At 65.2% G+C, this 23,977-nt stretch carries 23 protein-coding genes and 1 pseudogene; 8 read left to right on the forward strand and 16 right to left on the reverse strand.

Features of this window, described 5'->3' with window-relative positions; all coding sequences use genetic code 11:
• Nucleotides 1–34 precede the first annotated feature (34 nt).
• From AB0J29_RS00855 to AB0J29_RS00880, 6 genes are all read right to left on the reverse strand, one after another.
• Nucleotides 35–1,423: an amidase gene (locus AB0J29_RS00855; RefSeq protein WP_364777118.1), complete on the reverse strand. Its 1,389-nt coding sequence runs from the start codon at nucleotides 1,421–1,423 to the stop codon at nucleotides 35–37.
• 190 nt (nucleotides 1,424–1,613) lie between these two features.
• Nucleotides 1,614–2,003, reverse strand: coding sequence for a D-ribose pyranase (rbsD, locus tag AB0J29_RS00860; protein ID WP_364777120.1), 390 nt, complete (start codon nucleotides 2,001–2,003; stop codon nucleotides 1,614–1,616).
• 25 nt (nucleotides 2,004–2,028) lie between these two features.
• Nucleotides 2,029–2,973, reverse strand: a complete 945-nt coding sequence (locus AB0J29_RS00865) for a ribokinase (protein ID WP_364777122.1) — start codon at nucleotides 2,971–2,973, stop codon at nucleotides 2,029–2,031.
• The gene (locus tag AB0J29_RS00870) at nucleotides 2,970–3,806 is read right to left on the reverse strand and encodes an ATP-binding cassette domain-containing protein (protein ID WP_364777124.1); all 837 of its coding nucleotides are present in this window, start codon (nucleotides 3,804–3,806) and stop codon (nucleotides 2,970–2,972) included. Before AB0J29_RS00870 ends, AB0J29_RS00865 begins: the two co-directional genes overlap by 4 nt.
• 9 nt (nucleotides 3,807–3,815) lie before the next feature.
• Entirely contained in the window at nucleotides 3,816–4,784 is a 969-nt protein-coding gene (locus tag AB0J29_RS00875) for an ABC transporter permease (RefSeq protein WP_364777126.1), read from the reverse strand.
• Nucleotides 4,781–5,776, reverse strand: a complete 996-nt coding sequence (locus AB0J29_RS00880; RefSeq protein ID WP_364777128.1) for a substrate-binding domain-containing protein — start codon at nucleotides 5,774–5,776, stop codon at nucleotides 4,781–4,783. Before AB0J29_RS00880 ends, AB0J29_RS00875 begins: the two co-directional genes overlap by 4 nt.
• A gap of 161 nt (nucleotides 5,777–5,937) precedes the next feature.
• Between AB0J29_RS00880 and AB0J29_RS00885 the strand changes: the two genes are divergently transcribed.
• Nucleotides 5,938–6,942, forward strand: coding sequence for a LacI family DNA-binding transcriptional regulator (locus AB0J29_RS00885; protein ID WP_364777130.1), 1,005 nt, complete (start codon nucleotides 5,938–5,940; stop codon nucleotides 6,940–6,942).
• A 163-nt stretch (nucleotides 6,943–7,105) separates the two neighbouring features.
• Nucleotides 7,106–7,573, forward strand: coding sequence for an NUDIX domain-containing protein (locus AB0J29_RS00890; protein ID WP_364777132.1), 468 nt, complete (start codon nucleotides 7,106–7,108; stop codon nucleotides 7,571–7,573).
• Nucleotides 7,574–7,740: 167 nt separating this feature from the next.
• Here the strand turns inward: AB0J29_RS00890 and AB0J29_RS00895 are convergent, their stop codons facing one another.
• The gene (locus AB0J29_RS00895) at nucleotides 7,741–7,971 is read right to left on the reverse strand and encodes a hypothetical protein (protein WP_364777134.1); all 231 of its coding nucleotides are present in this window, start codon (nucleotides 7,969–7,971) and stop codon (nucleotides 7,741–7,743) included.
• Nucleotides 7,972–8,132: 161 nt separating this feature from the next.
• On the opposite strand from AB0J29_RS00895, the gene AB0J29_RS00900 reads away from it, so the two are divergent.
• Both AB0J29_RS00900 and AB0J29_RS00905 read left to right on the forward strand, forming a co-directional pair.
• Nucleotides 8,133–8,579, forward strand: a complete 447-nt coding sequence (locus AB0J29_RS00900; RefSeq protein ID WP_364777136.1) for a MarR family transcriptional regulator — start codon at nucleotides 8,133–8,135, stop codon at nucleotides 8,577–8,579.
• Between the two features lie 137 nt (nucleotides 8,580–8,716).
• Nucleotides 8,717–9,385, forward strand: a complete 669-nt coding sequence (locus AB0J29_RS00905; protein ID WP_364777138.1) for a cyclase family protein — start codon at nucleotides 8,717–8,719, stop codon at nucleotides 9,383–9,385.
• A gap of 189 nt (nucleotides 9,386–9,574) precedes the next feature.
• Here the strand turns inward: AB0J29_RS00905 and AB0J29_RS00910 are convergent, their stop codons facing one another.
• The 3 genes from AB0J29_RS00910 to pruA all read right to left on the reverse strand — a co-directional run bounded on the left by AB0J29_RS00910 (nucleotide 9,575) and on the right by pruA (nucleotide 13,779).
• Entirely contained in the window at nucleotides 9,575–11,008 is a 1,434-nt protein-coding gene (locus tag AB0J29_RS00910; protein ID WP_364777140.1) for an amino acid permease, read from the reverse strand.
• Between the two features lie 165 nt (nucleotides 11,009–11,173).
• Nucleotides 11,174–12,133, reverse strand: coding sequence for a proline dehydrogenase family protein (locus AB0J29_RS00915; protein ID WP_364777142.1), 960 nt, complete (start codon nucleotides 12,131–12,133; stop codon nucleotides 11,174–11,176).
• Nucleotides 12,133–13,779 carry an L-glutamate gamma-semialdehyde dehydrogenase gene (gene pruA / locus AB0J29_RS00920; protein WP_364777144.1) on the reverse strand — a complete coding sequence of 549 codons (1,647 nt, stop codon included), beginning with the start codon at nucleotides 13,777–13,779 and terminating at the stop codon, nucleotides 12,133–12,135. Before pruA ends, AB0J29_RS00915 begins: the two co-directional genes overlap by 1 nt.
• 131 nt (nucleotides 13,780–13,910) lie before the next feature.
• On the opposite strand from pruA, the pseudogene AB0J29_RS00925 reads away from it, so the two are divergent.
• Together AB0J29_RS00925 and AB0J29_RS00930 are read left to right on the forward strand one after the other, a co-directional pair.
• A pseudogene (locus tag AB0J29_RS00925) lies at nucleotides 13,911–15,119 on the forward strand (helix-turn-helix domain-containing protein); the annotation flags it as partial.
• Between the two features lie 83 nt (nucleotides 15,120–15,202).
• A complete protein-coding gene (locus AB0J29_RS00930; RefSeq protein ID WP_364777146.1) occupies nucleotides 15,203–15,817 on the forward strand; it encodes a dihydrofolate reductase family protein in 615 nt (204 codons plus the stop codon).
• A gap of 142 nt (nucleotides 15,818–15,959) precedes the next feature.
• On the opposite strand, the gene AB0J29_RS00935 is transcribed toward AB0J29_RS00930, so the two are convergent.
• On the reverse strand, nucleotides 15,960–17,519 hold the full coding sequence (locus tag AB0J29_RS00935; protein WP_364777148.1) for an amino acid permease: 1,560 nt from the start codon (nucleotides 17,517–17,519) through the stop codon (nucleotides 15,960–15,962).
• Nucleotides 17,520–17,681: 162 nt separating this feature from the next.
• Between AB0J29_RS00935 and AB0J29_RS00940 the strand changes: the two genes are divergently transcribed.
• Nucleotides 17,682–19,217: an NAD(P)/FAD-dependent oxidoreductase gene (locus AB0J29_RS00940; protein ID WP_364777150.1), complete on the forward strand. Its 1,536-nt coding sequence runs from the start codon at nucleotides 17,682–17,684 to the stop codon at nucleotides 19,215–19,217.
• Between the two features lie 88 nt (nucleotides 19,218–19,305).
• Entirely contained in the window at nucleotides 19,306–19,656 is a 351-nt protein-coding gene (locus tag AB0J29_RS00945; RefSeq protein WP_364777152.1) for a hypothetical protein, read from the forward strand.
• Nucleotides 19,657–19,665: 9 nt separating this feature from the next.
• Here AB0J29_RS00945 and AB0J29_RS00950 read toward each other — a convergent pair whose 3' ends face one another.
• The 5 genes from AB0J29_RS00950 to AB0J29_RS00970 form a co-directional block, all read right to left on the reverse strand.
• Nucleotides 19,666–19,803, reverse strand: a complete 138-nt coding sequence (locus AB0J29_RS00950) for a hypothetical protein (protein WP_364777154.1) — start codon at nucleotides 19,801–19,803, stop codon at nucleotides 19,666–19,668.
• A 327-nt stretch (nucleotides 19,804–20,130) separates the two neighbouring features.
• On the reverse strand, nucleotides 20,131–21,330 hold the full coding sequence (locus AB0J29_RS00955) for a Dyp-type peroxidase (RefSeq protein ID WP_364777156.1): 1,200 nt from the start codon (nucleotides 21,328–21,330) through the stop codon (nucleotides 20,131–20,133).
• Nucleotides 21,323–21,793, reverse strand: a complete 471-nt coding sequence (locus AB0J29_RS00960; RefSeq protein ID WP_364777868.1) for a copper chaperone PCu(A)C — start codon at nucleotides 21,791–21,793, stop codon at nucleotides 21,323–21,325. Before AB0J29_RS00960 ends, AB0J29_RS00955 begins: the two co-directional genes overlap by 8 nt.
• A gap of 293 nt (nucleotides 21,794–22,086) precedes the next feature.
• Nucleotides 22,087–22,638 carry a hypothetical protein gene (locus AB0J29_RS00965; protein ID WP_364777158.1) on the reverse strand — a complete coding sequence of 184 codons (552 nt, stop codon included), beginning with the start codon at nucleotides 22,636–22,638 and terminating at the stop codon, nucleotides 22,087–22,089.
• Nucleotides 22,639–22,764: 126 nt separating this feature from the next.
• Nucleotides 22,765–23,676 carry a TIGR03619 family F420-dependent LLM class oxidoreductase gene (locus AB0J29_RS00970; protein ID WP_364777160.1) on the reverse strand — a complete coding sequence of 304 codons (912 nt, stop codon included), beginning with the start codon at nucleotides 23,674–23,676 and terminating at the stop codon, nucleotides 22,765–22,767.
• Between the last annotated feature and the right edge of the window lie 301 nt (nucleotides 23,677–23,977).

The raw sequence follows: 23,977 nt of genomic DNA on the forward strand, positions 1-23,977 counted from the left end.
ATCGACAATGGCGCAGGAGGCAGGGGCTTTCCGGCTATGCGGGGCGAGGGTGCGGGCGGATCTGTTCGAGTTGGGCGGCGACGGACAGGATGGTGGTCTCGCCATTCGTCGGTGCGATCAGTTGGACCGCTAGCGGGAGCCCGTCGGCGGCCATGCCCGCGGGGAGCGAGGCGGCGGGGTGTCCGGTCACATTCCAGAACAGGGTAAAGGCGATCATGGGGATCGAGGCGATTTGTGCGCGGATGGTATTCGCATTGTCGAGGACGCCGACCTGCGGCGGGCGGTGCGCGATGGTGGGGGTCAGCAGCAGATCGCAGTTGTCGAAGATGCGTTCGGCCTTGCGCGCCACCGCCGCACCGCGACGCATGGCCCATTCGACGACCGACCGACGTGCCCAGGAACCGAGCATGAGGGTTTGGCGAGTACGGCGTTCGAGCCGTTCCGGATGGTCGATGGACGGGATCTCCGCCCGCACACCGCCGTAGTACTGCGGATAGAAGGCGAACGTGAAATCGGGATAGTGTGGATCGACCTCGAAGACCGTATGGCCCAGTTGGGCAAGGAGTTCGGCGGTGTCGTGCACCGCGCGCACATGTTCGGGCACCGCTCTCGCGAGCATCGTCTGTGATTTCGTGCTGTAGCCGATGCGCAGGCCGGTCGGCGCGCGCCGCGCGGCCTCCTCGAACGACTGCACCGGATCGGGGGCATGGAAGCGGTCGATCGGGGTGGCGCCGCGGATGGCGTCGTACACGATCGCCGAATCCAGCACGCTTCGGGTGAGCGGGCCGATGACGCCCAACGACCACCACAGGTGTGCGTTGGGTGCGTTCGGCACCCGCCCGCGCTGGGTCTTCAAGCCGAAGAGTCCACAGCAGGCGGAGGGAATCCGGATCGAGCCGCCGCCGTCACCGCCGAGCGCGGCGGGCACCAGCCCCGCCGCGACCGCTGCGGCGGAACCACCGCTGGAGCCGCCGGTCGAGCGGGTCGGATCCCACGGATTGCGGGTCAGTCCGTAGGTTGTGGATTCGGTGTAGGGCCACTGCCCGAACTCCGGCATCGTGGTCTTGCCGACGATGACCGCACCCGCCGCCCGCAGCCGCCGCACCACCTCGGCATCGGCGATCGCCGGGGTGAGGTTGGCGCGGGTGCCGAAGGTGGTCGGGACGCCCGCCACGTCGATCTCGTCCTTCACCGCGATCGGGACGCCGTGCAGCGGTCCGCGCTCCGCGACGTCCTGCCGATCCCGTTCGATGGCTTCGGCGATGGCTTGGTCGTGCAGTACGCGTGTGAAGGCATTCAGCTCGCCGGCCTGTTCGATCCCGTCGAGCGTGGCCTCGATCAGTTCACGGGCCGTCAGCACCCCTTGGTCCAGCAGCTGCCGCTGCTCCCACACACCCGCGGATACGACCTCGCGAAGATCCATCTCTACCGCTCCTCCCGACCCACCTGCCGTGTTGTTCGCGCGAGCTGCGAGCAGTCGCCGAGCTGGCGTGACCTGTGGAATCAGTCATTATCCGAGCACCAGGACAGTGGTTAGTCAACTGACCGTTCCGCAAACGATACGGGCCGCGCGTGCGCTGGGTTCACTATCGCAGGTAACGATATTTCCGACGCTACAGCCAAGGCACCCCGGCCCGCAGCAACACATTGGCATACGGCCGGGCTTCGCCGGTGCGCACCACGAACCGGCAGGCCCCGATGCGCTGTTTGAAGTCGTCGTGGTCGATCAACTCCGCGTGCAGGCGGCGGCTGAGCAGGGCCGCGGCCTCCGGATTATGCTCCGCGACGGCGCGGCTGCCCCAGGCCGCTTCGACGGTGACCTCGTCGAGGATCAGGTCGAGGATCGGCTCGAACCGGGGGAATCCGTAGCTGATGCCCAGGTCGATGACCGGCACGCCGACGGGTGTCGGCAGACCGGAGTCGCTGACGGCGAAGAGGTCGGTATGGCGCAGCGCCGTGAGCGCCGCGAGTAATTCGGCGTGAATGAGTCCGCTGGTGCGCACAGTGTGATTCCTTCTCGAAGCGGGGTCAGACGAGTGGCCGGGCGGCGGGGATGGCCGCGAGCGCGGAGACGATCTGGTCCCCGGTGGGGTAGGAGGCGTGGGTTCCCGGTGTCTGGACGGCGAGCGCACCGGCCGCGGTGGCGTAGGCCACGGCGCCGCCGAGTGGCATACCGTCGGCGAGTGCGGCGGCCAGCGCACCGACGAAAGCGTCGCCCGCGCCGGTGGAATCGACCGAATTCACTTGTGGCGCAGCCTGATACCCACCGGAAACGGGCGCTGGCACATCGCAGCGGTGCGCCCAGACCGACCCGGCGGCGCCCAAGGTGGCCACGACGGATTCCACCCCCCGCAGGCACAGCGAACGGGCCAGGTGGAATGCCTGCTCGGGTGTCCGCGCGGTGGTTCCGGTCAATGCCGACAGCTCGGATTCGTTGACGATCAGTGGGTGGCAGCGGCGCAGCAGCTCATCCGGCAGCGCCGTCGCCGGAGCCGCATTGAGGACGAACCGGCGCGCCCGCCGTGCGGCCCATTCGACCACGTTCGGCGGTACTTCCAACTGTGCGACAACGACTTCCGCCGAGCGCAGCAAGCCGGCCTCGGTCATGGTGTCGAGTTCGGGTTCGGGCTCCCAGCGGAAGTTGGCGCCGGGATCGACCACGATCTGGTTCTCACCGTCGGCGACGGTGATGTAGGCCGTGCCGGTCCGGGCGTCCGGCACCTCGCGCAGCGCGGTGAGCTCGACGCCATACTCGCGCAACGATTTCCGCAGTCCGGGATCGGCGTCCCGGCCGATTCTGCCGATGAATTCGACCCGGCTGCCAGCCCGTGCCGCCGCGACGGCTTGATTGGAACCCTTGCCGCCCAGATTGGTTCGCGAGCGCAGTGCCAGCACCGTTTCGCCGGGCCGCGGCAGCTGTTCCACTTCACAGACGATGTCCTGGTTGACCGAGCCGAGGACGACAACAGTCACGACTGCACCCCGCTGGCGTTCGGCTCCGTCGTGACCGGAGGTGCTGCGTCGATGGTTCGCCCGCTTACGTCGGCTCCGGTCGCGCCGACCTCCAGATTGCCAGGTGCCGCACCGGTGATGAGTGCGACCAGCCGGTCGCCGTTTACCTCGTCGATCCGATGTGCCGCAACGGATCTGCCGCGCCGCAACACCACCACATTGTCACAGACCCGCATGACCTGTGCCAGATCGTGGCTGATGATCAAGACGGTGATCCCGCGCTCGCGCAGGCCGCGGACCAACTTCTCGACCGCGGCGGTCTCCCGCACACCCAGCGCGGCGGTGGGCTCGTCCATGATCACCATGGATTTGCCCCAGGCCACCGCGCGGGCGATGGCGATGCTCTGGCGTTGACCGCCGCTCATCCTGCGCACGGTGGTGCGCACCGAGGGCACATCGACATCCAGATCGCGCAGGATCTCACCGCTACGGGCGATCATCGCCCTGCGGTTGACGATGCCGAGCGGATATACCAACTCGCGATTGAGAAACAGGTTCTGCCACACGGCCAGATCGTCGATGAGGGCCAGATCCTGATATACGGTCTCGATGCCCAATTTGCGGGCGTCCTCCGGCGAACGCAGGCGCACCGGTTCGCCCTTGAACAGGATCTGCCCGGTATCCGGTGTCTGCACGCCGGTGAGACAGCGCACCAATGTCGACTTGCCCGCACCGTTGTCGCCGACCAGCGCGGTGACCTCACCCTCGGGAATCGTCAGCGAGATCCGAGCCAGCGCGCGCACCGAGTCGAACGACTTGGTGAGCTCGCGCGCCTCCAGCAATGGAATCGTCATATCCTCGGCCTACTTTCGGAAGCGGGCGATGCCGGCGGCCAGCAGCAGCACCGCGCCGACGGCGACCGGCTGGTAGTACTGCGAGATGCCGAGAATGGTGAACCCGTTGATCAGCGAGGTGAACAGCACCGCACCACAGACGGTGCCGAGCACCGACGCCTTGCCGCCGGACAGCGACGAACCGCCGAGCACCACCGCGGCGATCGAGCTCAGCAGGTAGGTGGTCTGCAACGACGGATCCGCGCCGCCATTACGGGCGACCAGCATGACACCGGCTATGCCGCACAGCAATCCGGACATGGCGTAGGCGAACAGCCGGATCCGGTTCACCGAGATACCGGTGTCGCGGGCGGCCTCCAGTCGGCCGCCGGTGGCGAGCAGATGGGTGCCGATCCGGGTGCGGAAGATGATGCCCGCCGCCACCAGCGCCGCCACCAATGCCAGCAGCCAGAACCAGCGCACCGGTCCGATGCCGTCGAGTGCGAGCTGTTGCAGGAAGCGGGAACTCACCGCCTGGGTATTGCCGTGTGTCAGCAGCAGTGTGATGCCGTTGAGTACGCTCAGCATGCCGAGCGTGACAACGAAATCGGTCATATGCAGCCGGCCGACCAGCACACCGTTGACGACGCCGACCGCCAGCCCGCTCAGGATCGCCGCCCCGATGGCAACCGCCATCGGGTAGCCGTGGCTGGCCAGATAGCCGAGAACGGCTGCCGCCCAAGGCAAGTTGGCACCGACCGACAAATCGATACCGCCGACGGTGATCGCGAACTGCTGGCCGAGGGCGAGCACGGTGAGGATCGTGGAGGCGACCAGTAGATCGCCGATATTGTCGGCCGTGAGGAAGTTCGGGGTAGCGATGAAGAACGCCACCCACAAAACGACCAGCGCGAGCGGTGCCGCGAATTCGGCGACCTTGGCGAGGATCTCCGTGCGCCCCTCACGCGCACGGAGTTCCTCGGTTGCCACTTCGGTCACTTGTTCAACAGCCCTTCCACCGGGTTGTCGAAGGCGACGATCGGACGCGGGAACGCCGCGATCTGCTGGTCGACATTGTCTTTGCCGATAAAGGCAATGGGGGAGACCACGCGCTCGGGCAGCTTCTTGTCCTGGTGGCGGGCCAGGCAGCTCTGCACCGCGAGTTGTCCTTCGGCATACGGGTATTGGGTCACCGTGCCGGTCAGGGTGCCCGCCTTGACGGCGTCGAGGGCGGCCTGGATGCCGTCGACGGAGATCACCTTGATCTGGCCGGTCCGGCCGGCGTTCTTGATGGCCTGTGCGGCGCCGAGGCCCATGGTGTCATTGGCGGCGAAGATGCCGGTGATATCCGGATGCGCCTTCAGGATCGCCTCGGTGACCTGTAGGCCCTTGTCCTGCTCGTAGTCGGCGGGCGCCTTCTGGACGATTTCCAGTTTGCCCGCGATGGCATCGGTGAAGCCTTGGTCGCGGTTGATGCCGTTCTGCTCGCCAGCGATGCCCTGCAGGATGGCCACCTTGCCGGTGCCGCCCAATGCCTCGAGCATCTTCTGCCCGGCGATCCGGCCCGCATCGAGATTGTCCGAACCGATGAAGCTCGCATACGACACCCCGGCCTGCGCGGAGGCCTTTGCATCGATCTGGGTGTCGAGGTTGAGGATCGGAATGTTCTTGCGCGCCACCGGCGTCAGCGGAGTGATCACATTCGTGGCATTGACCGGCACCACGCCGAAGCAGTCGTAGCCCTGCGCGGCCAGGGTGGAGATCTGGGCGTTCTCGCCGTCGGCGTCCGTCTCGGACTGCCCGGCCTGCACCGTAACCTTGACCCCGAGCTTCTGCCCCTCCGCGAGGGCGCCGTCGCGCAATGCCGCCCAGTAGGGATTGGTGAAGTTCCGGGTGACGATCGCGATCTTGAAATCGCCGTCGCTCCCGTCCTGTCCACCGCGGCCGCAGGCAGCGGCGGCGAGCACGCCGATGAGGACAAGCGGCGCCATTGCACGCCTGAAACGAGCATTCATCGTGAGTTCGACCTATCTCTAATATCAACTCGTGTTGATCAACGCGAGTTGATGAGTAGTGTGTGACCGGAGTCACCGGCTGTCAAGTACTGGTGTGGAGTGCTTGGATGGACGCTCGGAGCAAGGAGAGATTTCGGATGGCAGTCACACGAGCCGACGTGGCGCGGCTGGCCGGCACGTCGCCGGCGCTGGTGAGCTATGTGCTCAATGGCGGGCCGCGGCAGGTCGCGCCCGCGACCAAGGCGCGGATCGAGGCCGCTATCGCCGAACTCGGTTACCGGCCCAATATGTCGGCGCGCAGTCTGCGTATGAACCGTGGACATGCGCTGGGGCTGGTGATTCCGGATGGCGCGAATCCGTTCTTCGCCGAGCTGTCCGCGGTTATCGAGGCAGCCGCTTTCACGCGGGGGTATCCGCTGTTCGTCGGTAATGCCGCCGGTGACGAGGAACGTGAACGCGCCTATGTGCGCAGCTTCATTGATCGCAGAGTTGAAGGGTTGCTTGCGATTTCGTCGTCCTGGGAGACCGGCATCGCCGATGCGTGCGAGGAGGCGGGCATGGTGCTGGTGGCGGTGGACCGTGTCATCGATCCGGCGCGTTGTGCACATGTCATGTGCGATTCGGTTGCGGGCGCGGAGCAGGCCGTCGCCCATCTCATCGAACACGGGCACCGCGAAATCGCCTGCCTCAGCGGCCCGCACGTGTCCACCGCCGAGGACCGCGTGCAGGGCTACCGCAATGCGTTGGCGGCCGCCGGACTTGCCGAAGGACACATCGTGCGAACGGACTTCGGCGGCGCCGCGGGCTACCGCGCACTCGCCGATCTCATGGCCGACTCTTCCCGCCCCACAGCGGTTTTCGTGACCAGCGACCTGCAGGCGATGGGTATGCTGCGCGCCGCCTACGATGCTGGGCTGCGAGTACCCGACGATCTCGCGGTGGTCGCCTTCGACGGCATCGAATACTCCCGCTACACCCGCCCCGGGCTGACCACCATGGTCCAGCCCACCCGCCGCATGGGCCAAACCGCGGTCGATCTGCTGCTACAACAACTCGACGACCACACGCCCCGTCCCGGAGTGGTGAATCTCGAAGCGGTACTGCACACCAGAGGTTCGTGCGGCTGTCCCGACGAATTCTGAAGGCTGGATGCATTGCGACGTGAGGGGCCATGCAGCAGCCCGTTGGCCGGCATACTCCTGATGTATATTCCGGTGCCCTCCAGGGCGTTAGGCTGACCTCGCTCGGCCGTTCCTTATCGTAAAACCCCAGTTCAACTACTTGGAAAGAGGGGAGATGCACTTCATGACCGAAACGGTCACCACAAAGGCTCACGGCTCAGATACTCGGCGGCACACAGTCACCGGCGATGTTCACCTCGTGCTGCGGCGCGGCAATGAAGTGCTCTTCGGTCGGCGGCAGAACACCGGATTCGAGGATGGCGCCTGGCATCTGCCATCGGGTCATCTCGAAGCCGACGAATCGGTGGTCGCTGCACTCATTCGTGAGGCGGAGGAAGAAATCGGGATAAGTATCAAACACGAGGATGTCGAGTTTGCTCACATCATGCACAACTCGTCATCCGGTGGCCGGATGGCGTTCTTCTTCACTGTGATTAGCTGGCGGGGGGAGCCGCAAAATCGTGAGCCGGAGAAATGCGCTGAGCTGCAATGGTTTTCGGCGAATGAAGTGCCTGAGCGTATGATCGACTACTGCCGCGCGGCGATGGGCCACATCGCGAACGGGCATCCGTTCTCTACTTACGGCTGGTAATCATGAACAATCCGTCCGGGGCCTTGCTCGGCGCTGGCGGAACTCGGGACCGCACCTGAATTCCGCGTGCAGACAACGGGGCGGTAATCAGAGGGATCGAACGGTCCGTCGCGGCTGACTGACCCGTGACAGCGGAAGTGCTCGCCTCGATGGAGCGCCACCCCGCCTTATCGGCTCAGAACACCTTCCACTCGTTCAGCCACCCCGTCCGTCAATTCCGCGAACCGTGTCCGGCTCATCCGTTTCAGTTTCGTCTCGGTCTTGGATTCGTCCTCAGCGCCGTACTGCCACCACGCTTTATTCGTATGGCGGTCCATGACGAGGAGCTTCTTCTTGACCGCCGGGTCGCGCACCACCAGCGATACCGTGTACGGCTCGGCTGCCACGGCACGCACCATCGAGAAAGCGTGTGGGTGTATGCAAATGTGGACCATGCACACTATATGGCAGATACGCATTATGGGTCGGTCACACCTGATGTGTATGACGCATATTGCGTGGATATCTGGTGCTACGGAATCCAGGCACAGATTGGCGCGGATCGGCAGAAGGACCCGAAATGAACAAAACCATGGACAAGATCGAGTTCGAGGCCATGCTGTTCGGGCGGTACAGCCTCGCATCCCCGCAGATCGGCGGGCGTCGACTCGATCGCAGTGTGTATATGTTGCTCAATCGGCTGCGGATGGCAGGTCCGATGACGATCGGGCAGCTGAGTCAGGCGGTGGGGCAGGATGTGTCGACGCTGAACCGGCGGACCGCGGCCATGGTGCGCGACGGCGTGGTGGAACGCATCCCGGATCCGGATGGCGGCATGGCCCGCAAATTCCGCATTACCGCCGAAGGCGAACGGCAACTCGATCGCGAACGCGGCGAATCGATCGAAACCTTGGCGGTGATCCTGGCGGACTGGTCACCGCAGGACGCGGCCGCCTTCGCCGACTACCTGCAGCGATTCAATGTCGATATCGAGCGTTATCTCGGCCGTCCCTGGCCGCGCCCGTAGTTCGAACCTGGATCGCGGCAATCCACCCTTCGGCAGGCATGGGTGCTATTGGACCGTGGCCTGCGCGCGTGATGTGCGTGGTATGGGTGTGCGGTAGCTCGCCGCGTGCTGTGGGATCGGCGAGTACGGTCTTCAGCATGAGCAAGGCGATAGTTGAGCTGTCTCATCCGATCTCGGCCGGCATGCTCACCTATCCCGGGCTGCCCGGACCGCGAGTCACCACACATATTGCGCGTGACCGGTCGGCGCTGGTCGATATGACCTACGAGATCGCGCGCGTGGATACCGTCGGCAATACGGGGACATTCATCGACGCGCCCCTGCACTTCCATGCCGATGGCGCCGATATCGCCGAGCTGCCGTTGGAACGGCTGCTCAATGTGCCGATCATCATGATCCGCGCGGAGGGAATCCGCGCCGTGGGACCGGATGTGCTCGGCGACCCGGCGCGGCTATGGGGCAAGGCGGTGCTCGTGCACACCGGCTGGTCGGCGCGGTGGGGTTCGTCCGCGTATCGGGACCCCGGGCATCCGTACTTGGTCGGTGAGGTCGCGGACGCGCTGGTCGCCGCCAATGTGGCGCTGGTCGGCATCGACTCGCTCGATATCGATGACACGTCCTTGCCGACGCGGCCGTGCCATCACACACTGCTGGGTGCGGGAATCCCGATCATCGAGCAGATGACGAATCTGGACGCGGTTCCCGACACCGGCGCCAGGCTGGTGGCACTGCCGGCGCCGGTGCGCGGGATGGGCTCATTTCCGCTACGCGCTGTTGCCTGGACCGATCACTCGGTATTGCGGTGAACTCGGCGGCTGGTTTCGCCGAGACCGCAAGCGCCGCTGTCGGTTTCGATCTCGTGGATAAGGGCTCGCGCTGCGGCCGGGCCGGCCTCGAACAGTCGCGCACAATCGGGGACAACCACCTCGACCGTCCGCGAGCTGTCCGAGACCGTCTCGGTATCGACCGATGCCGCGGGGGAATCGGTCGATCGCCTACTGCGCCAGTGAGACGTTCCCGCCGCGCTCCAACTTGGAATGCATCCGCGAGTATCCGAAGTACACGGCGAGGCCGATCACCAGCCATACCGCGAAGCGCAGCCAGGTCTCCCATGGCAGCGACCAGATCAGGTAGATCGAGAAGCCGATGCCCACCAGCGGCACCACCGGCATGAGCGGCAACTTGAATGCGCGTGGCTCATCGGGGCGGGTCCGGCGCAGCACCATTACCGCGACGGAGACCACGATGAAGGCCATCAGGATGCCGATATTCGTCAGCTCCGCGACCACGGTGATATCCAGCAGACCCGCCATGGTGGCGGATCCGATGCCGACGATCCAGGTGACCCGGGTCGGCACCTTGCGGACCGGATGGGTCTTGGCGAACCACTCCGGCAGCAGTCCGTCGCGGCTCATCGCGAACCACACGCGAGTCACGCCGAGCATGAAGGTGAGCACGACGGTGACAATGCCGACGATGGCGCCGATCGCGATGATATTCGCGACGCCCGGCATGCCGACCGATTCGAAGGCGGTGGAGAAACCGCTGGTCGGGCTGATCTCGGTGTATTTCTGCATACCGGTCAGCACCAGCGTGGCCAGCACATACAGCACCATGGCGATGACCAGCGAGTAGATGATGGCCTTGGGTAGATGCTTCTTGCCGTCGATGGATTCCTCGGCGGCGGTGCTCATCGCGTCATAGCCGAAGACGGCGAAGAAGACTGTCGCCGCACCGGTCCACACCGCGCCGACACCGAACGGGAAGTACGGGGTGTAGTTGGAGCTGTCGATATGGAAGACACCGAGCACGATGATCAGCACCACCAATGCGACCTTGATGCCGACAGCGACCGTCTCGAAGCGGCCGACGCTCTTGATGCCGCGCGAGAGCAACCACGCGGTGCCCAAACAGAACAGCACCGCGAACACGTCGATCACGCGACCGTCTCCGGTGCCGTGCGCGCCCATCATCCAATCCGGCAGCGTGATATCGACTTGGCCAAGTAGGAATTTGAAGTATCCGGAGACACCGATCGCGACCACCGCCGCCACCGCGATGTACTCGAGCAACAGATCCCAGCCGATGAACCAGCCCGCGATCTCGCCCAGCGAGACATAGCCGTAGGTGTACGCGGATCCGGCCTTCGGAACCATCCCGGCGAATTCCGCGTAGCACAGCGCCGCGCAGGCGCTGGCGACACCGGCGATCAGGAACGAGATGAGCACCGATGGGCCCGTGACGGAATGCGCGACCGAACCGGCCAGGGCGAAAATGCCCGCACCGATAATGCCGCCGACGCCGATCGCCGTGAGCTGCCACAGTCCGAGTGACCGCTTCAGTTGCTCGTCTGCGGGCCCGGTCTCCTCCTCGATCTGCTCGAGGGGTTTGCGGCGCAACATCTGGCTGCGCAACTCCGCGAGGGACATGGGTCTTCCTTTCGTCCCCTGCGTTACCCGGCAGTGCAGCAACGCAGATCACATTCAGGGCAGCACTCAGCTAATCGGACCACAAACGCGCTGTGATCGGCCAGTTGTATAAATAAACTTCAGCGGCCTTGTCCGACTGCACAGACAAGGCCGCCGAGCCGGGGATCAGCGCTGGCTGCCCGGTCGCAGCGAGCGCAGGAAGAACGCGACATTGGCCGGGCGTTCGGCGAGTCGGCGCATGAAGTAGCCGTACCACTGGTCGCCATAGGGCACATAGACCCGAACGTGGCGGTCTTCGTGGACGAGTCGACGCTGTTCGGCGTCGCGGATGCCGTAGAGCATCTGGAATTCGAAATCGTCGCGGGTGCGCCGGGCTGCTCGGGCGAATTCCCCAGCGGCCTCGATGAGTGCCGGATCGTGGGTGGCGACCATCGGATAGCCGGCACCGCTCATCAGCACCCGCAGACAGTCCAGATAGGACTCGCCGACCTCGGCCCGGCTCTGATACGCCACCGACGCGGGTTCGCGATACGCGCCCTTGCACAGGCGAATTCGCGAGCCCGGTCCGGAAAAGTCCCGGCAGTCGGCCTCGGTGCGCCGCAGATAGGCCTGTAGGACGGTACCGAGCGATGGGAAGTCGGCGCGCAAGTCCCGCACGATCGACAACGTGGAATCGGTGGTGGTGTGATCCTCGGCGTCGATGGTGACCAGCACACCCGCATCCGCTGCGGCGGTGCAGATTTGGTGCGCGTGCTCGCGAGCGATCGCATGGCCGTCCGCGGGCAGGGATTGGCCGAGTGCCGAGAGTTTGAGCGAAACCTCCAGCGGCCCAACGGTTGCGGTCTGGCGCAACACCGTGAGCAACGACAGCAATGACAGATAGTGCGTCACCGTATTGCGCGCCTGCTCGATATCGGTGGTGTCCTCACCGAGGTAGTCGACGGTGACATACCGACCCGAACTCAGCAGATTCGCCACGGCCGCAACCGCATTCGGCTCGGACTCACCGGCGACGAATCGGTCCACCAGCTTCTTGGTGGCCGACATGCGGGTGACGGTGCGCTCCATGCGCGGTGAGCGCGAGGCGGCCAGCATGGCGGGACGAAGCAGACCGGACATGGTCATCAGATCTCCTCGGGCGCCTGGTGCGGATAGGTGTGCTCGGTCGGCGGGACGAAGGTCTCCTTGATGGTGCGGGCGGAGGTCCAGCGCAACAGATTCTGTGGTGAGCCGGCCTTGTCATTGGTGCCCGACGCGCGGGATCCGCCGAAGGGCTGCTGACCGACGACCGCACCGGTGGGTTTGTCGTTGATATAGAAGTTGCCCGCGGCGAAGCGCAGGCCTTCGGTCGCCTGGGCCACGGCAATGCGGTCGTCGGCGATGATCGCACCGGTCAGGCCGTAGGCCGAACCGCCGTCGACCAGTTCGAGGGCCGCCTCGAAGGATCCGGCCACCGAATCGTCGTAGACGTGGACCGCGAGAATCGGGCCGAAGTATTCGGTGCTGAACGCCTCGTCGGTGGGGTCGTCGCCGAGCAGGATGGTCGGGTCCACGAAATATCCGACGGTGTCGTCGGCACGTCCGCCGACCGCGATGGTCAGTCCCGGGGTGGCCTTGGCGCGGGCGATGGCATCGGCATTGCGATCGAAGGCGCGCTGATCGATGACCGCGCCACCGAAATGCGTGAAGTCGGTGACATCGCCGTAGCTCAGCGCGCCGACCTTATCGATGAGGTCACGACCCATCTTGGCCCACACCGACTTCGGGATGAAGGCACGCGAGGCGGCCGAGCACTTCTGCCCCTGATAGTCGAAGGCGCCGCGGATCAGCGCGGTAGTCAGCACGTCCGGATCCGCGGAGCTGTGCGCAAGCACGAAATCCTTGCCGCCGGTCTCGCCGACCAGGCGCGGATAGGTGTTGTAGTCCGCGATATTCATCGCGACCGAACGCCATAAATGCTGGAAGGTCGCGGTCGAACCGGTGAAGTGGATGCCGGCCAGCCGCCGATCGGTCAGCGCGACATCGGAGATCTTCGGGCCCGCGCCGTGCACCATATTGATGACACCGGGCGGCAGTCCGGCGGCCTCCAGCAGTTTCATCGTCCAATACGCGGCCACCGCCTGGGTCGGCGACGGCTTCCACAGGACGGTATTGCCCATCAGGGCGGGCGCGGTCGGCAGATTGGCCGCGATCGCGGTGAAGTTGAACGGGGTGATCGCATAGACGAAGCCCTCGAGCGGGCGGTACTCGACCTTGTTCCAGACACCCGGGGTCGAGATCGGCTGGTCGGCCAGGATCTGCCGGGCGAAATGCACATTGAAGCGCCAGAAATCGACCAGTTCGCACGGTGCATCGATCTCGGCCTGATACGCGGTCTTGGACTGCCCCAACATGGTCGCGGCGGCAATGGTTTCACGCCATGGACCGGACAGCAGATCCGCGGCCCGCAGGAAGATCGCCGCGCGATCCTCGAAGGACAGCGCCCGCCAGCCGGGTGCGGCGGTGGAGGCGGCGGCGATCGCGTCCTCGACATCGCCGGCCTCGGCGGTGGTGAGGGTGCCGAGTACGGCGGCATGATTGTGCGGCTGCACGACGTCGATGCTCTTACCCGAGGTGCGCCGGTGGGCACCGCCGATGACATGGTGGACCTCGGTCGGCGTAGCGGCCAGTTCGGTCAGTTTCGCCCGCAGGCGCGCGCGTTCGGCGCTGCCCGGTGCGAAGGTGCCGACCGGCTCGTTGGCCGGGCGTGGCGTGGACACGATGGCGTCCATACGTCCTCCTTACTGGTATATGACGGTGAGCCGAAGTCAACACCGCAAAACAGCCCGCAGAATCGGACAGGCGGACAAAGATGGGATGACCGGATTGGCGAGTCGTATGAAAGTGGGCAGTGGTCGTGGCTAGCGAGCGTGAGTTGGTGGCCGTTGACCTGGACCTATTCGGATTGGCGCAGATGGTCGCCCAGAACGCGGGCGGAATGGTGTCCATCGAGGACCCGCAATCGCATGTGCTCGCGTATTCGGCGTCCGATCAGGCAGCCGACCAGCTGCGGGTGCTGTCGATCCTCGGCCGGGAGGGGCCGCGCGACTATCTGCGAGTGCTGCGCGAGTGGGGCGTCTTCGATCGGCTGCGTGGCACCGACGACGTCATCGACATACCGGCCCACGAAGAGCTGGATATCAAGCGTCGCCTGGTGGTGAGCATTCGGGACCATGCCGAGGGAAGTCCGCCGCGGATGCTCGGCACGATCTGGCTGCAGCAGGGCGACCGGCCGTTCAAACCGGAAGCCGCGGAGATCCTGCGCGGTGCGTCGGCCATCGCCGCCCGGCTGATCTCGCGCAGTCTGGACGCGCCGTCCACCGAGGCGCTCCTGATTCAACGGCTGTTCGGAACCGGTGGCGGCACCGCCGATGTGCCCGCGGTGGCGAGCGCGTTGAATCTGCCGCTGACCGGTCCGGCCGCGGTGATCGGTTTCGCGGTCGCTCCCGGTGCGAAGTCGCGTGCCGCCCTGGGCAATATGCTTCGCTTGCGCGCCAGTTCATTTCGCAGTGATTCGGTGACCACCATCCTCGGCGACCGGGTGTATGTGCTGCTGCCGCAGTACCGATCCGCACATGCGGTGACCGCGTGGACCCATCAGCTGGTCGAACAACTCGAAGCCGAACTCGCACTGCGTGCCGCCATCGCCTGTCCCATTCCGGATCTGGCCCATGTCGCGGGCGCGCGCGCCGAGGTCGACCGGGTTCTCGACAGTACAGCCGCAACCTATCCGCGCGGCCGAGTGACCACGCTGGCCGAATCGCGTACCGCGGTACTGCTCGGTGAAATCCTCGATCTCGTTGGTACACGGCCGCAATTGCATGATCCGCGCCTGCGCAAGCTGCTGGACTACGACCGCAAGCACTCCGCGAATCTGTGCGAGAGCGTGCAGACCTATCTGCGTGAACACGGCGATGTGCGCAATGCCGCGACGGCGCTGCAGGTGCATCCGAATACCCTTCGCTACCGGATCCGGCGGGTCGAGGACATTCTCGGGATGGACCTCACCGATCCCGCCGATCGCCTGCTGCTCGAACTCCAACTCGCGCTGCATCGCCGATCGTCCGAATAGGCGAACACGCGAGCGATGATTGTTCCGGCTCCCGTCCGTCTGATCTGGTGACGTGGCATCAACCACCTACCAAGGAGATACTGATGCGGAAAATCACCGCGGGACTGTTCATCGCACTCGACGGCGTCGTCGAGAATCCTCAGGATTGGCACTTCCCGTACTTCAACGAGGAGATGGGCACTGCCGTGGACCGTCAGCTCGGCGCGGCCGATACGCTGCTGCTGGGCCGCAAGACCTACGAGAGTTTCGCCGGGGCCTGGCCGGAACGCGAGCTCGCGGGCGATGTAGACGCCGAGATGGCCAAGAAGCTCGGCGTCGCGCGCAAGATCGTGGTCTCGCATCAGGATCTCACCTTCACCTGGCGCAATTCCGAAGTGCTGAAGGGTGATCTGGTGGACGCCGTCACGGCGCTGAAGAACGAGCCCGGCGAGGCGCCCATCGGCATGAGCGGATCGGTATCCGTTGTCCGCCAGTTGCTCGAGGTGGGGCTCCTGGACGAACTGCACCTGCTTGTGCACCCGATCGCGGTGCGCAAGGGCCTGCGACTGTTCGAGGAAACCGACTCCGCGCTTGCGCTGCAATTACTTTCGTCCGATACCTTCAAAACCGGTGTCGTGCATCTGGTCTACGCCAAGGCGGCGGCCGAAGGCACCGAAGGGTACGACTACGCGAAACAGTTCCTGCCCCAAGAGGATTGATGCCTTGGGTGGCACACGTTTCCGTGACCATGTGCCACCTGGCGATCATTCTGCGTCGAGTACCTTGCGCGCACGGTCGTAATTCTCACGCCGCTCCAGAGGCGTTTGCGGCTATTCGCCGGGAACTGTTGGCACTCTTGGGTTAAGCGTTGGCCGGGGCCTCGGGTTCGTCGGCGGGCGAAGCATCCTCGACGGTGCGCTTGGGGCCGGTGAACCAGCTCTTGGCCGAGACCAGCCACCAGATGCCGATCGCGCCCACCACGCCGATCAGGGTGATCGGTGCGTAATTGACCGTGTTCCAGGTGAATTCGTTGTTCCACGGATAGCCGCGGTCATCGGTCGGCAGGATGAACAGCAGGCTGATCAACACGATCCAGATCAACGCGATAATGCCCACCGGACGATACCAGGAGCCGAGTTGCCATGGGCCGGTGTCGAATCGGCTGCCGTGCAACTGGCGCAACAGGATCGGGATGCCATAGGCGATGTAGAGGCCGATGGTGGCGACGGATGTGGCGGCCGCATAGGCGGTCGGCGCGTTCTCCGCAGGCACCAGCATCGACGGGATCAGCAGGACGAACGAGAAGAACGAGATGAACAGCACCGCGTGCACCGGCACCTTGCGGGCCGAAAGTCGGGACCAGTAGGCCGATCCCGGCACCGCACCGTCACGGGCGAAGGCGAACAGCATGCGCGAGGCCGAGGTGACCGAGGCGTAGCCGCAGAACAGCTGCGCGATCGCGGCGATGACCAGCAGCAGACCGGACCAGAACGAATTCAGCGAATTCTGCAGGATGTAGATCACCGGATAGCCACTGTTCTTGTTCGGATCCAGCGCATCGTCGAGATTCGGAATGGCGAAGGTCACCGCCATGATGAGCAGATATCCGGCAACGGCCGAGACGATGATGGTATTGATGATGCCCTTGGCCGCCGTGCGCGCGGCATCGTGGGTCTCCTCCGACATATGCGCCGACGCGTCATAGCCGGTGAACGTGTACTGCGCGTGCAGCAATCCGAGCAGGAAGCTGAATGCCACCCCGCCGAAGCCCACCGCGCTGTTGTCGACGGTTTCGGTGAAGACGAAGCCGACGCTCTGGTGGTGGCTCGCGCCGAAACCGAGTACGACGACGAAGATCGCCACCCCGCCGACATGCCACCAGGCCGAGATATTGTTGATGACCGCGGACAGATGCGGGCCGATCGCATTGAGGACGGCGTGCAGGACCAGGATCACGGTGAAGACCAAAAAGATTGCGGTGCGGTCGGTTCCGATATCGATGCCGATCACATTGAGCACCGCGGTGGTGAAGATGGCCGCACCGTAGTCGATGGCGGCGGTCACCGCGATCTGCCCGATCAGGTTGAACCACCCGGTGAACCAGCCCCAGACCGGCCCGCCCAATTCGGACGCCCACCAGTACAGTCCGCCGGAAGTCGGGTAGGCCGAGGCCAATTCGGCCATGGCCAGGCCGACGAACAACACCATGACCGAGACCAGCGGCCAGCCCCACGCCATGGTGATCGGGCCGCCGTTGGCCAGACCGATGCCGTAACTGGCCAATCCGCCGGTCAGGATGGAGACGATGGTGAAGCTGATGGCGAAGTTGGAGAATCCGGACCAGGATCTGGCCAATTCCTGTTTGTAGCCGAGTTCGGCGAGGCGCCGTTCGTCGTCGGATGGTGTGGTCGCTTCGGTCATGATCGCTCCCGGGTGAAAACGCCGCCCTCATACTGCGTTTGCCAGAAGCTCAGTGTGAAGTGAGCGCTGGTCAATCGCAGCGAAATATGGAAACCGGGCCGTAATCTCTCGGCAATTGCGCATTCCGGGCGCGAACCGCGAAATCCGTGGTAGGTAGGACGGATGCGACCGATGCGCTCCTCCTACGACGTGGTGGTGGTCGGTGGTGGTCACAATGGGCTGGTGGCCGCCGCATACCTGGCGCGAGCCGGACGTTCGGTGCTCGTGTTGGAGCGGCAGGACCATACCGGTGGGGCCGCTGTTTCGGCGCGGGTTTTTCCGGGCGTCGATGCGCGATTGTCGCGGTATTCGTATCTGGTGAGTCTGCTGCCGCGGCAGATCGTCGACGAGCTCGGGTTGCGGTTCGCGACGCGGCGTCGGCGGATCTCGTCGTATACGCCGGTCGGGGACGGCGGACTGCTGGTCGATACCGGTTCCGAGGCCCGGACCAGGGAGAGCTTCGTGCGGCTCACCGGATCGGATCGGGACTTCCGGGCCTGGCAAGAGTTCTACGGCGCGACCGGGCGGCTCGCACAGCGGGTGTTTCCAACGCTGACACAACCATTGCCGACGCGGTCCGCGCTCGAGCGGGTTGTCGATGATCGAGCCATGTGGGCGGCGCTGTTCGAGCGTCCGCTGGGGGAGACGATCGAGTCGACCTTTGCCGACGACACCGTGCGCGGAGTCGTGCTCACCGATGCACTCATCGGGACCTTCACCCATGCGCACGATCCGGAACTGCGGCAGAACCGGTGTTTTCTCTACCACGTGATCGGTGGCGGCACCGGCGACTGGGATGTGCCGATCGGCGGTATGGGCGCGCTCACCGACGCACTCGCCGCCGCGGCCCGCGCCGCCGGTGCGGAGCTGATCACCGATTGTGCGGTAACCGAGGTCGAATCCGACAATGTCACAGCGCAAGTGCGCTATCGGGATGGTGTGGTCGGCGCGCGACATGTGCTCGTCAATGCGGCGCCGTACGAGCTCAGCAAGTTGCTCGGCATACCGGGGGAGCCGAAACCCGAAGGCTCCCAACTGAAAGTGAATATGGTGCTGCGGCGGTTACCCCGGCTGCGCGACGCTGCGACAGATCCGCATGAGGCATTCGCCGGGACATTTCATATCGCCGAATCGTATTCGCAGTTGGAGCAGGCCTACCGCGAGGCATCGCGCGGACGGATACCATCGGCGCCACCATCGGAGATCTACTGCCATACCCTGACCGATCCCTCGATCCTCGCACCAGAGTCCGACTTGCACACCCTTACATTGTTCGGATTACACACTCCGGCAAGACTTTTCGAGTCAGATCCGGAAGGGGCGAAGACGGCGGCCGTGAAAGCCGCACTCGCCCAACTGGATGCGGTACTCGCCGAACCACTGGTCGATTGCCTCGCCGTCGACGCGAACGGTGCCCCCTGTATCGAAGCCAAGTCGCCGGTGGATCTGGAACGTGAGGTGGCTCTTCCCGGCGGTCATATCTTCCACCGAGACCTGGCCTTTCCATATCGTCGCGACGACGCCGATACGCCCGCGGCTCGCTGGGGCGTGGCCACGGACGTGCCGAATGTCTTCCTGTGCGGTGCGGGTGCGATTCGGGGCGGCGGAGTCAGTGGCATCCCCGGGCACAATGCCGCCATGGCTGTCCTCGAAGTATGACCGAAGTTCCCGAACGCTCACTCAGGCTGGACCGGGCTTCTACTACAGATTGTCGTTGATGCTTCGTGGATCAACTACGCTGTGGGGCATGACAGTCGTCTACAACCTGGTGGTCGTCACCCACCTGCTCGGTCTGGCCGCGGTGATCGGCGGTTACGCGGCCGGTCGGCCGAAGGTGTCGGAAGTGATGCTCTGGGGTGCACGTACGCAGATCGTCACCGGATTGATCCTGGTCGGCATGGCCGACGGCATCGGCTCGCTGGACAAGAATCTCGATATGGCCAAGATCGTGGTCAAACTGGTGATCGCGGTGGCAGTCGCCGGTCTGGCCGAGGTTGCGCACGCCGATGCCAAGCGCGGCAAGACGATTGCGTGGATGGCCGATGCTGCCGGAATATTGGCGATCGCCAATGTCTTCGTCGCCGTACTCTGGCACTGACTTTCGATATCAGTGTGCCGAGAAGGCAAGGTATAAAGCCGCATCCGGGTCGACGCCTATTCCGTTGACACCGGCTGAGGGCACCGCCGAAATGATCGCGTTCGGATAGTCGACGAATTCGCGGCCGGCATCGGTTGCCGTGGTCACCGATGGGCACCGACTGCAGGGCTGGCTCGGATTCGTCGGCGTGCTGGGTGACCCGAACCCACAGCATGTCGCCGACGCGGTCCACGACCGCGTTGTAGGGATCGGTCTTGTCCGAGAAGTACCGCTACATTTCGGTTTTCGCGGCACCGCGGTCTTGGCGAGCGTGGTATTTCATGCCGCAGCGCAAATGGTGCACGGCTGCAGTAGACGAGGTGTGCACCAAATGCACTGCAAGGTTCGATCGCCGGTAGCGCCGCATTCCGGCCACTGCCGGAATGCGGCACTACCGACCATGTGGAGGTGATCGCCACTGCGGCATGGTCGGCCTCAGCTCTCGAACAGACTCTGCCCGAGGTATCCCCCGGGCGCCGGCACGCCAGGAGGAATCACGAACACCGCTGATCCGACGGGTGTGGTCCAGGCATTGAGGGCATCGAATTCCGCCAGGCGGCGCTGCACCGGCAGATATTGCGTCGCGATATTGCGCTGATAGGCCGCGAACAGCAGGCCCGAATTCGAGGTGGCACCCAGGGCGGGCGTGTCGTCGTAGTTGTAACCACGCCGCAGAAACCGCTCGGAATCGGAGGCGTGGTGGGCCCGCGCGATATGTGCCGACGGCGGAATGACGGTGATGCCATGGGCATCGACCGCCATGAAGTCCGGATCGTCGGATTCGCGGGTCCCCGTCAGGGGCGCCCCGGTCGCGATGCGGCGTCCGATGCTGAGTTCCCGGCCCTCGGGATCGAGTTCGTCCCAGGTGTCGAGATTCATCGCGATCCGTCGCAGCACTATCGACGTCCCTCCGGCCAGCCACGGCAGCACCGCACCGTCATCCCATACCAGCCGATCGAAATCGGGCGTAGCGGGATCGATGTTCACCGAGCCGTCGAGCTGTCCCATCAGATTGCGCATTGTTTGCCCGGCAGCGGCATTGCGGAATCCACGCTGGGTCCAGCGCACCGTCACCAGCGAGCCCACACTTCTGGTGAGCGCCCGCACTGCATGCGCCACCGTCGTCGCCTCGTCCGCGCACACCTGCAGTAGCAGATCTCCCTCACAGAACGCGGAATCGAGGCGATCGATGGTGAAAGCAGGCAGTTGAGCCAGCCATGGTGGCCGCGCACGCTCCAGCCCGGCCACGGCGAACAGCCGCGGCCCGAATCCGATCGTCACCGTCAGCCGGGCCGCGCGAGTGGCGAGCTCGGGTTCGGTATCGGCCAGCGGCGGCTCGCCCTGCGTTAGCCGGGCCGCGTCCTCGGACCAGATTCGCAGCAGCCCGGCGATGTCCTCGCGTCCGGTGCCCGGCTTCAGGTCGAGACCGATGAACGCCGCGTGTAGTTGCGGTGTCGTGGCGATTCCAGCCTGATGTGGTCCGTAGAACGGTTCGCAGACTGTCCCCGGATCGGCGGTACCGCCCCCGCTTGCCCAGTGCTCGGCTCCCAGCGTGAGTCCGGCCACGCCGGCCACCCCGGCGGCCGCAGCGCTGCCGCCCAGCAACCGCCGCCGTGACAGGCGCCGCTCAGCCACCGTGTGCGGGGGCAGAACCGTCCCCCGTCGGTGCGTAGTTCTCCTGGTTGCCGGCGAAATCGCGGACCTGCCCGGTGAACGTGGTGCTGGTACCGTCGGCGAACTTCACAGTGACCGGGATCTGCGTTCCCGTGCGCAGCGGCGCCTTCAGGTCGATGAACATCAGGTGATCGGCGCCGGGTTTGAGCGTGGCGCTACCGTGCGCCGGGATCACGAGGCCGCCCGCTTTGGGACGCATCACCTTGCCGCCGTCCGCCACGACGACCTCGTGGATCTCCATGCGTGCCGAGGCTGGACTGGTGGCTTCGACAATGCGGATCTCGTGATCGCTGCGATTGGTCACATCGGCGAACGCAGCCGACATCCCGGCATCGGCGGCCTTGATCCACTGATTGCCGACCGTCACCGAATCGGCGTCGGCGGCAGCGGAATCAGTGCTGGACGAGCATGCGGCAGCAGTCATCGAGATCGCGGCAGCGGCAGCCAGAGCGATCACGCGCGACGATCGATGACGTCGGGGATCCGGCACGCTGACCGGGCGATGGCGATCGGCGTCGGCGCGACGAGAGTGAGTGAACATGAGTGAACTCCATGGCAATCGAAGTGGATCCACCCTGGTCCGGGCCTGACACCGTGACTGGTGTGTGCGGCGATCCGGAGTCCGTCGATCTGGCGACGCGGCACCGACCATGCGCACATCGCGATGGGTCACCGAATCGAGTCGGTTACTGCCGCACGCGAATCCACGCCGGGTCGTTACACCTGGACGGGGTGGGGGAAAATGAGGATATTCGTGCGCGCCGGTGGCCCGCGTCGGCCGGTGCCCGATGCCAGGACGAGTCGCCGTGGCGCTGCCACTGCGTGGTTCCGGCCCGTGCCGATCAGCGGACCGGTAGCGCCGAGCTGCCCGCCGACCGCGGTGACCGCGCGCCACACCCGCGAAATCGCCCGTCGCAGAGTTGTTTCCGCGCCGCGGATGAGGAAGGCGCCGACCACGACGGCGACCGCATGTGCCAACAGCATCGGCCCGGTGAGTACCGCATTGTGGCAGTGCGGTGACAGCGATAACGCCGCATGTCCGAGGATCTGCCCAGCGGCCAGCAATATCATCAGCCGGACCAGACCGGTGCGGGCATGGGCGGTGACGATCCCGATCACCGTGCACGCGGCCACGAGCAACATGACTGCGGCCGAACCCGGCGCCACCGCGCCGCCACCAGCGGCGTGCGCGGCGATACTCACCGCACCCGCTGCCGCACCGACGGATGCGCCACGCAGTCGTGTCGTCGAATCCGTCGTTGGTCGCACCCGGACATCGTATGACCGTCCGCGGCACCCCTGTCGATCAGGTAGGGGCCACTGGACGCGCCGTGACCCCGGTCACCTGGTCCGATGTGGTGCTGTACGACGGCGATACTTGTCCTGGCTCGCCGTTCAGCGCACCTCGCCGAGAATGCGCAACGCCGTATCGGCAGCCTGTTCGACGGTGCCGGCAACGTACATCAGATCGACGAAGAACTCTCGAAACCCGGTCTCGGCGGCCGCTGCCTCTATCGCTACGACGAGATCGCCGGGCCCGGTTCCGGGCGCCGCATTGATCCGTACGATCGTCTCGACAGCAGCGGGATCGCGCCCGGCGGCTCGTGCGGCCGTGTCGACCGCGGCGCGCCCGCGTCTCAGCGCCTCACCCTGCCCGGCAGGTCCCGGCACCCGCCATACCGGCAGCCAGCCGTCCGCGCGGCGGCCGACCCGCGCCAACGCCGCTGGTGTGAACGCTGCGAGGTGGATCGGCGGGTGTGGTTTCTGCACCGGGCCCAGCTCTCGTCGATGCTCCGGCACCGAGACATAGTGCCCCTGGTAGGAGGCCGGATCCGAACTCCAGATGGCTTGCAGCGCATCGAGTGTCTCGTCCAGGCGCGCCCCACGCCGGGCGAAGGGCACCTCAGCCGCCGCATACTCCTCCGGCGACCACCCGATACCGAATCCGGCGATCAACCGGCCGCCGCTGATCACATCGATACTGGTCAGCGACCGTGCGAGCAGGGCCGGTCGATACAGCGGCGCGATCAGCACATTGGTCCCCAGCCGCACCCGCCCGGTCGCAGCCGCGACCACCCCGAGCGTCACGAACGGATCCAGTACCGAATGGAATTCGGCCGGAATGCGATCCGTTCCGCCGTATCCGACAGTGGGATTCGTTGCGGCCAGCACGCGATCGCCCACCCAGAGACTATCCGCACCGGCTGCCTCCAACTCACCCGCGAACCACGCGATCCGTCGGCCCTGATGCGCCTGCGGCCCCAGCTGCGGAACCGCGAAACCGATCCGCAGGCCCTCCCCGGCCATCACAGCATCACCAACTTCGCCGCACGCAGGTCTTCGGGAAACACGAATCGCACCAACCCACCATAGCGGCGCACCGCAATACCGGCATCCGTTGGTAATGCCACCATCACGGCTTCAGCGCAGATCGCGCATTTCCGGACGATGCTTCCCCGTTTTACATTGGGGGGTAGTGGATCTGAGCGACGTCGACCCTCGGTTTCACCGCTGCCGCTGTCCTGGCTGTGGTCGCTACACTCGCTACACTCGCGGCAACAGCAATCGAGTGATCAGGGCGACTTGGTGACCGTCGGAAGGTGGCGTG

The organism is Nocardia sp. NPDC049707 (genome assembly GCF_040674855.1).
GTDB lineage: Bacteria > Actinomycetota > Actinomycetes > Mycobacteriales > Mycobacteriaceae > Nocardia.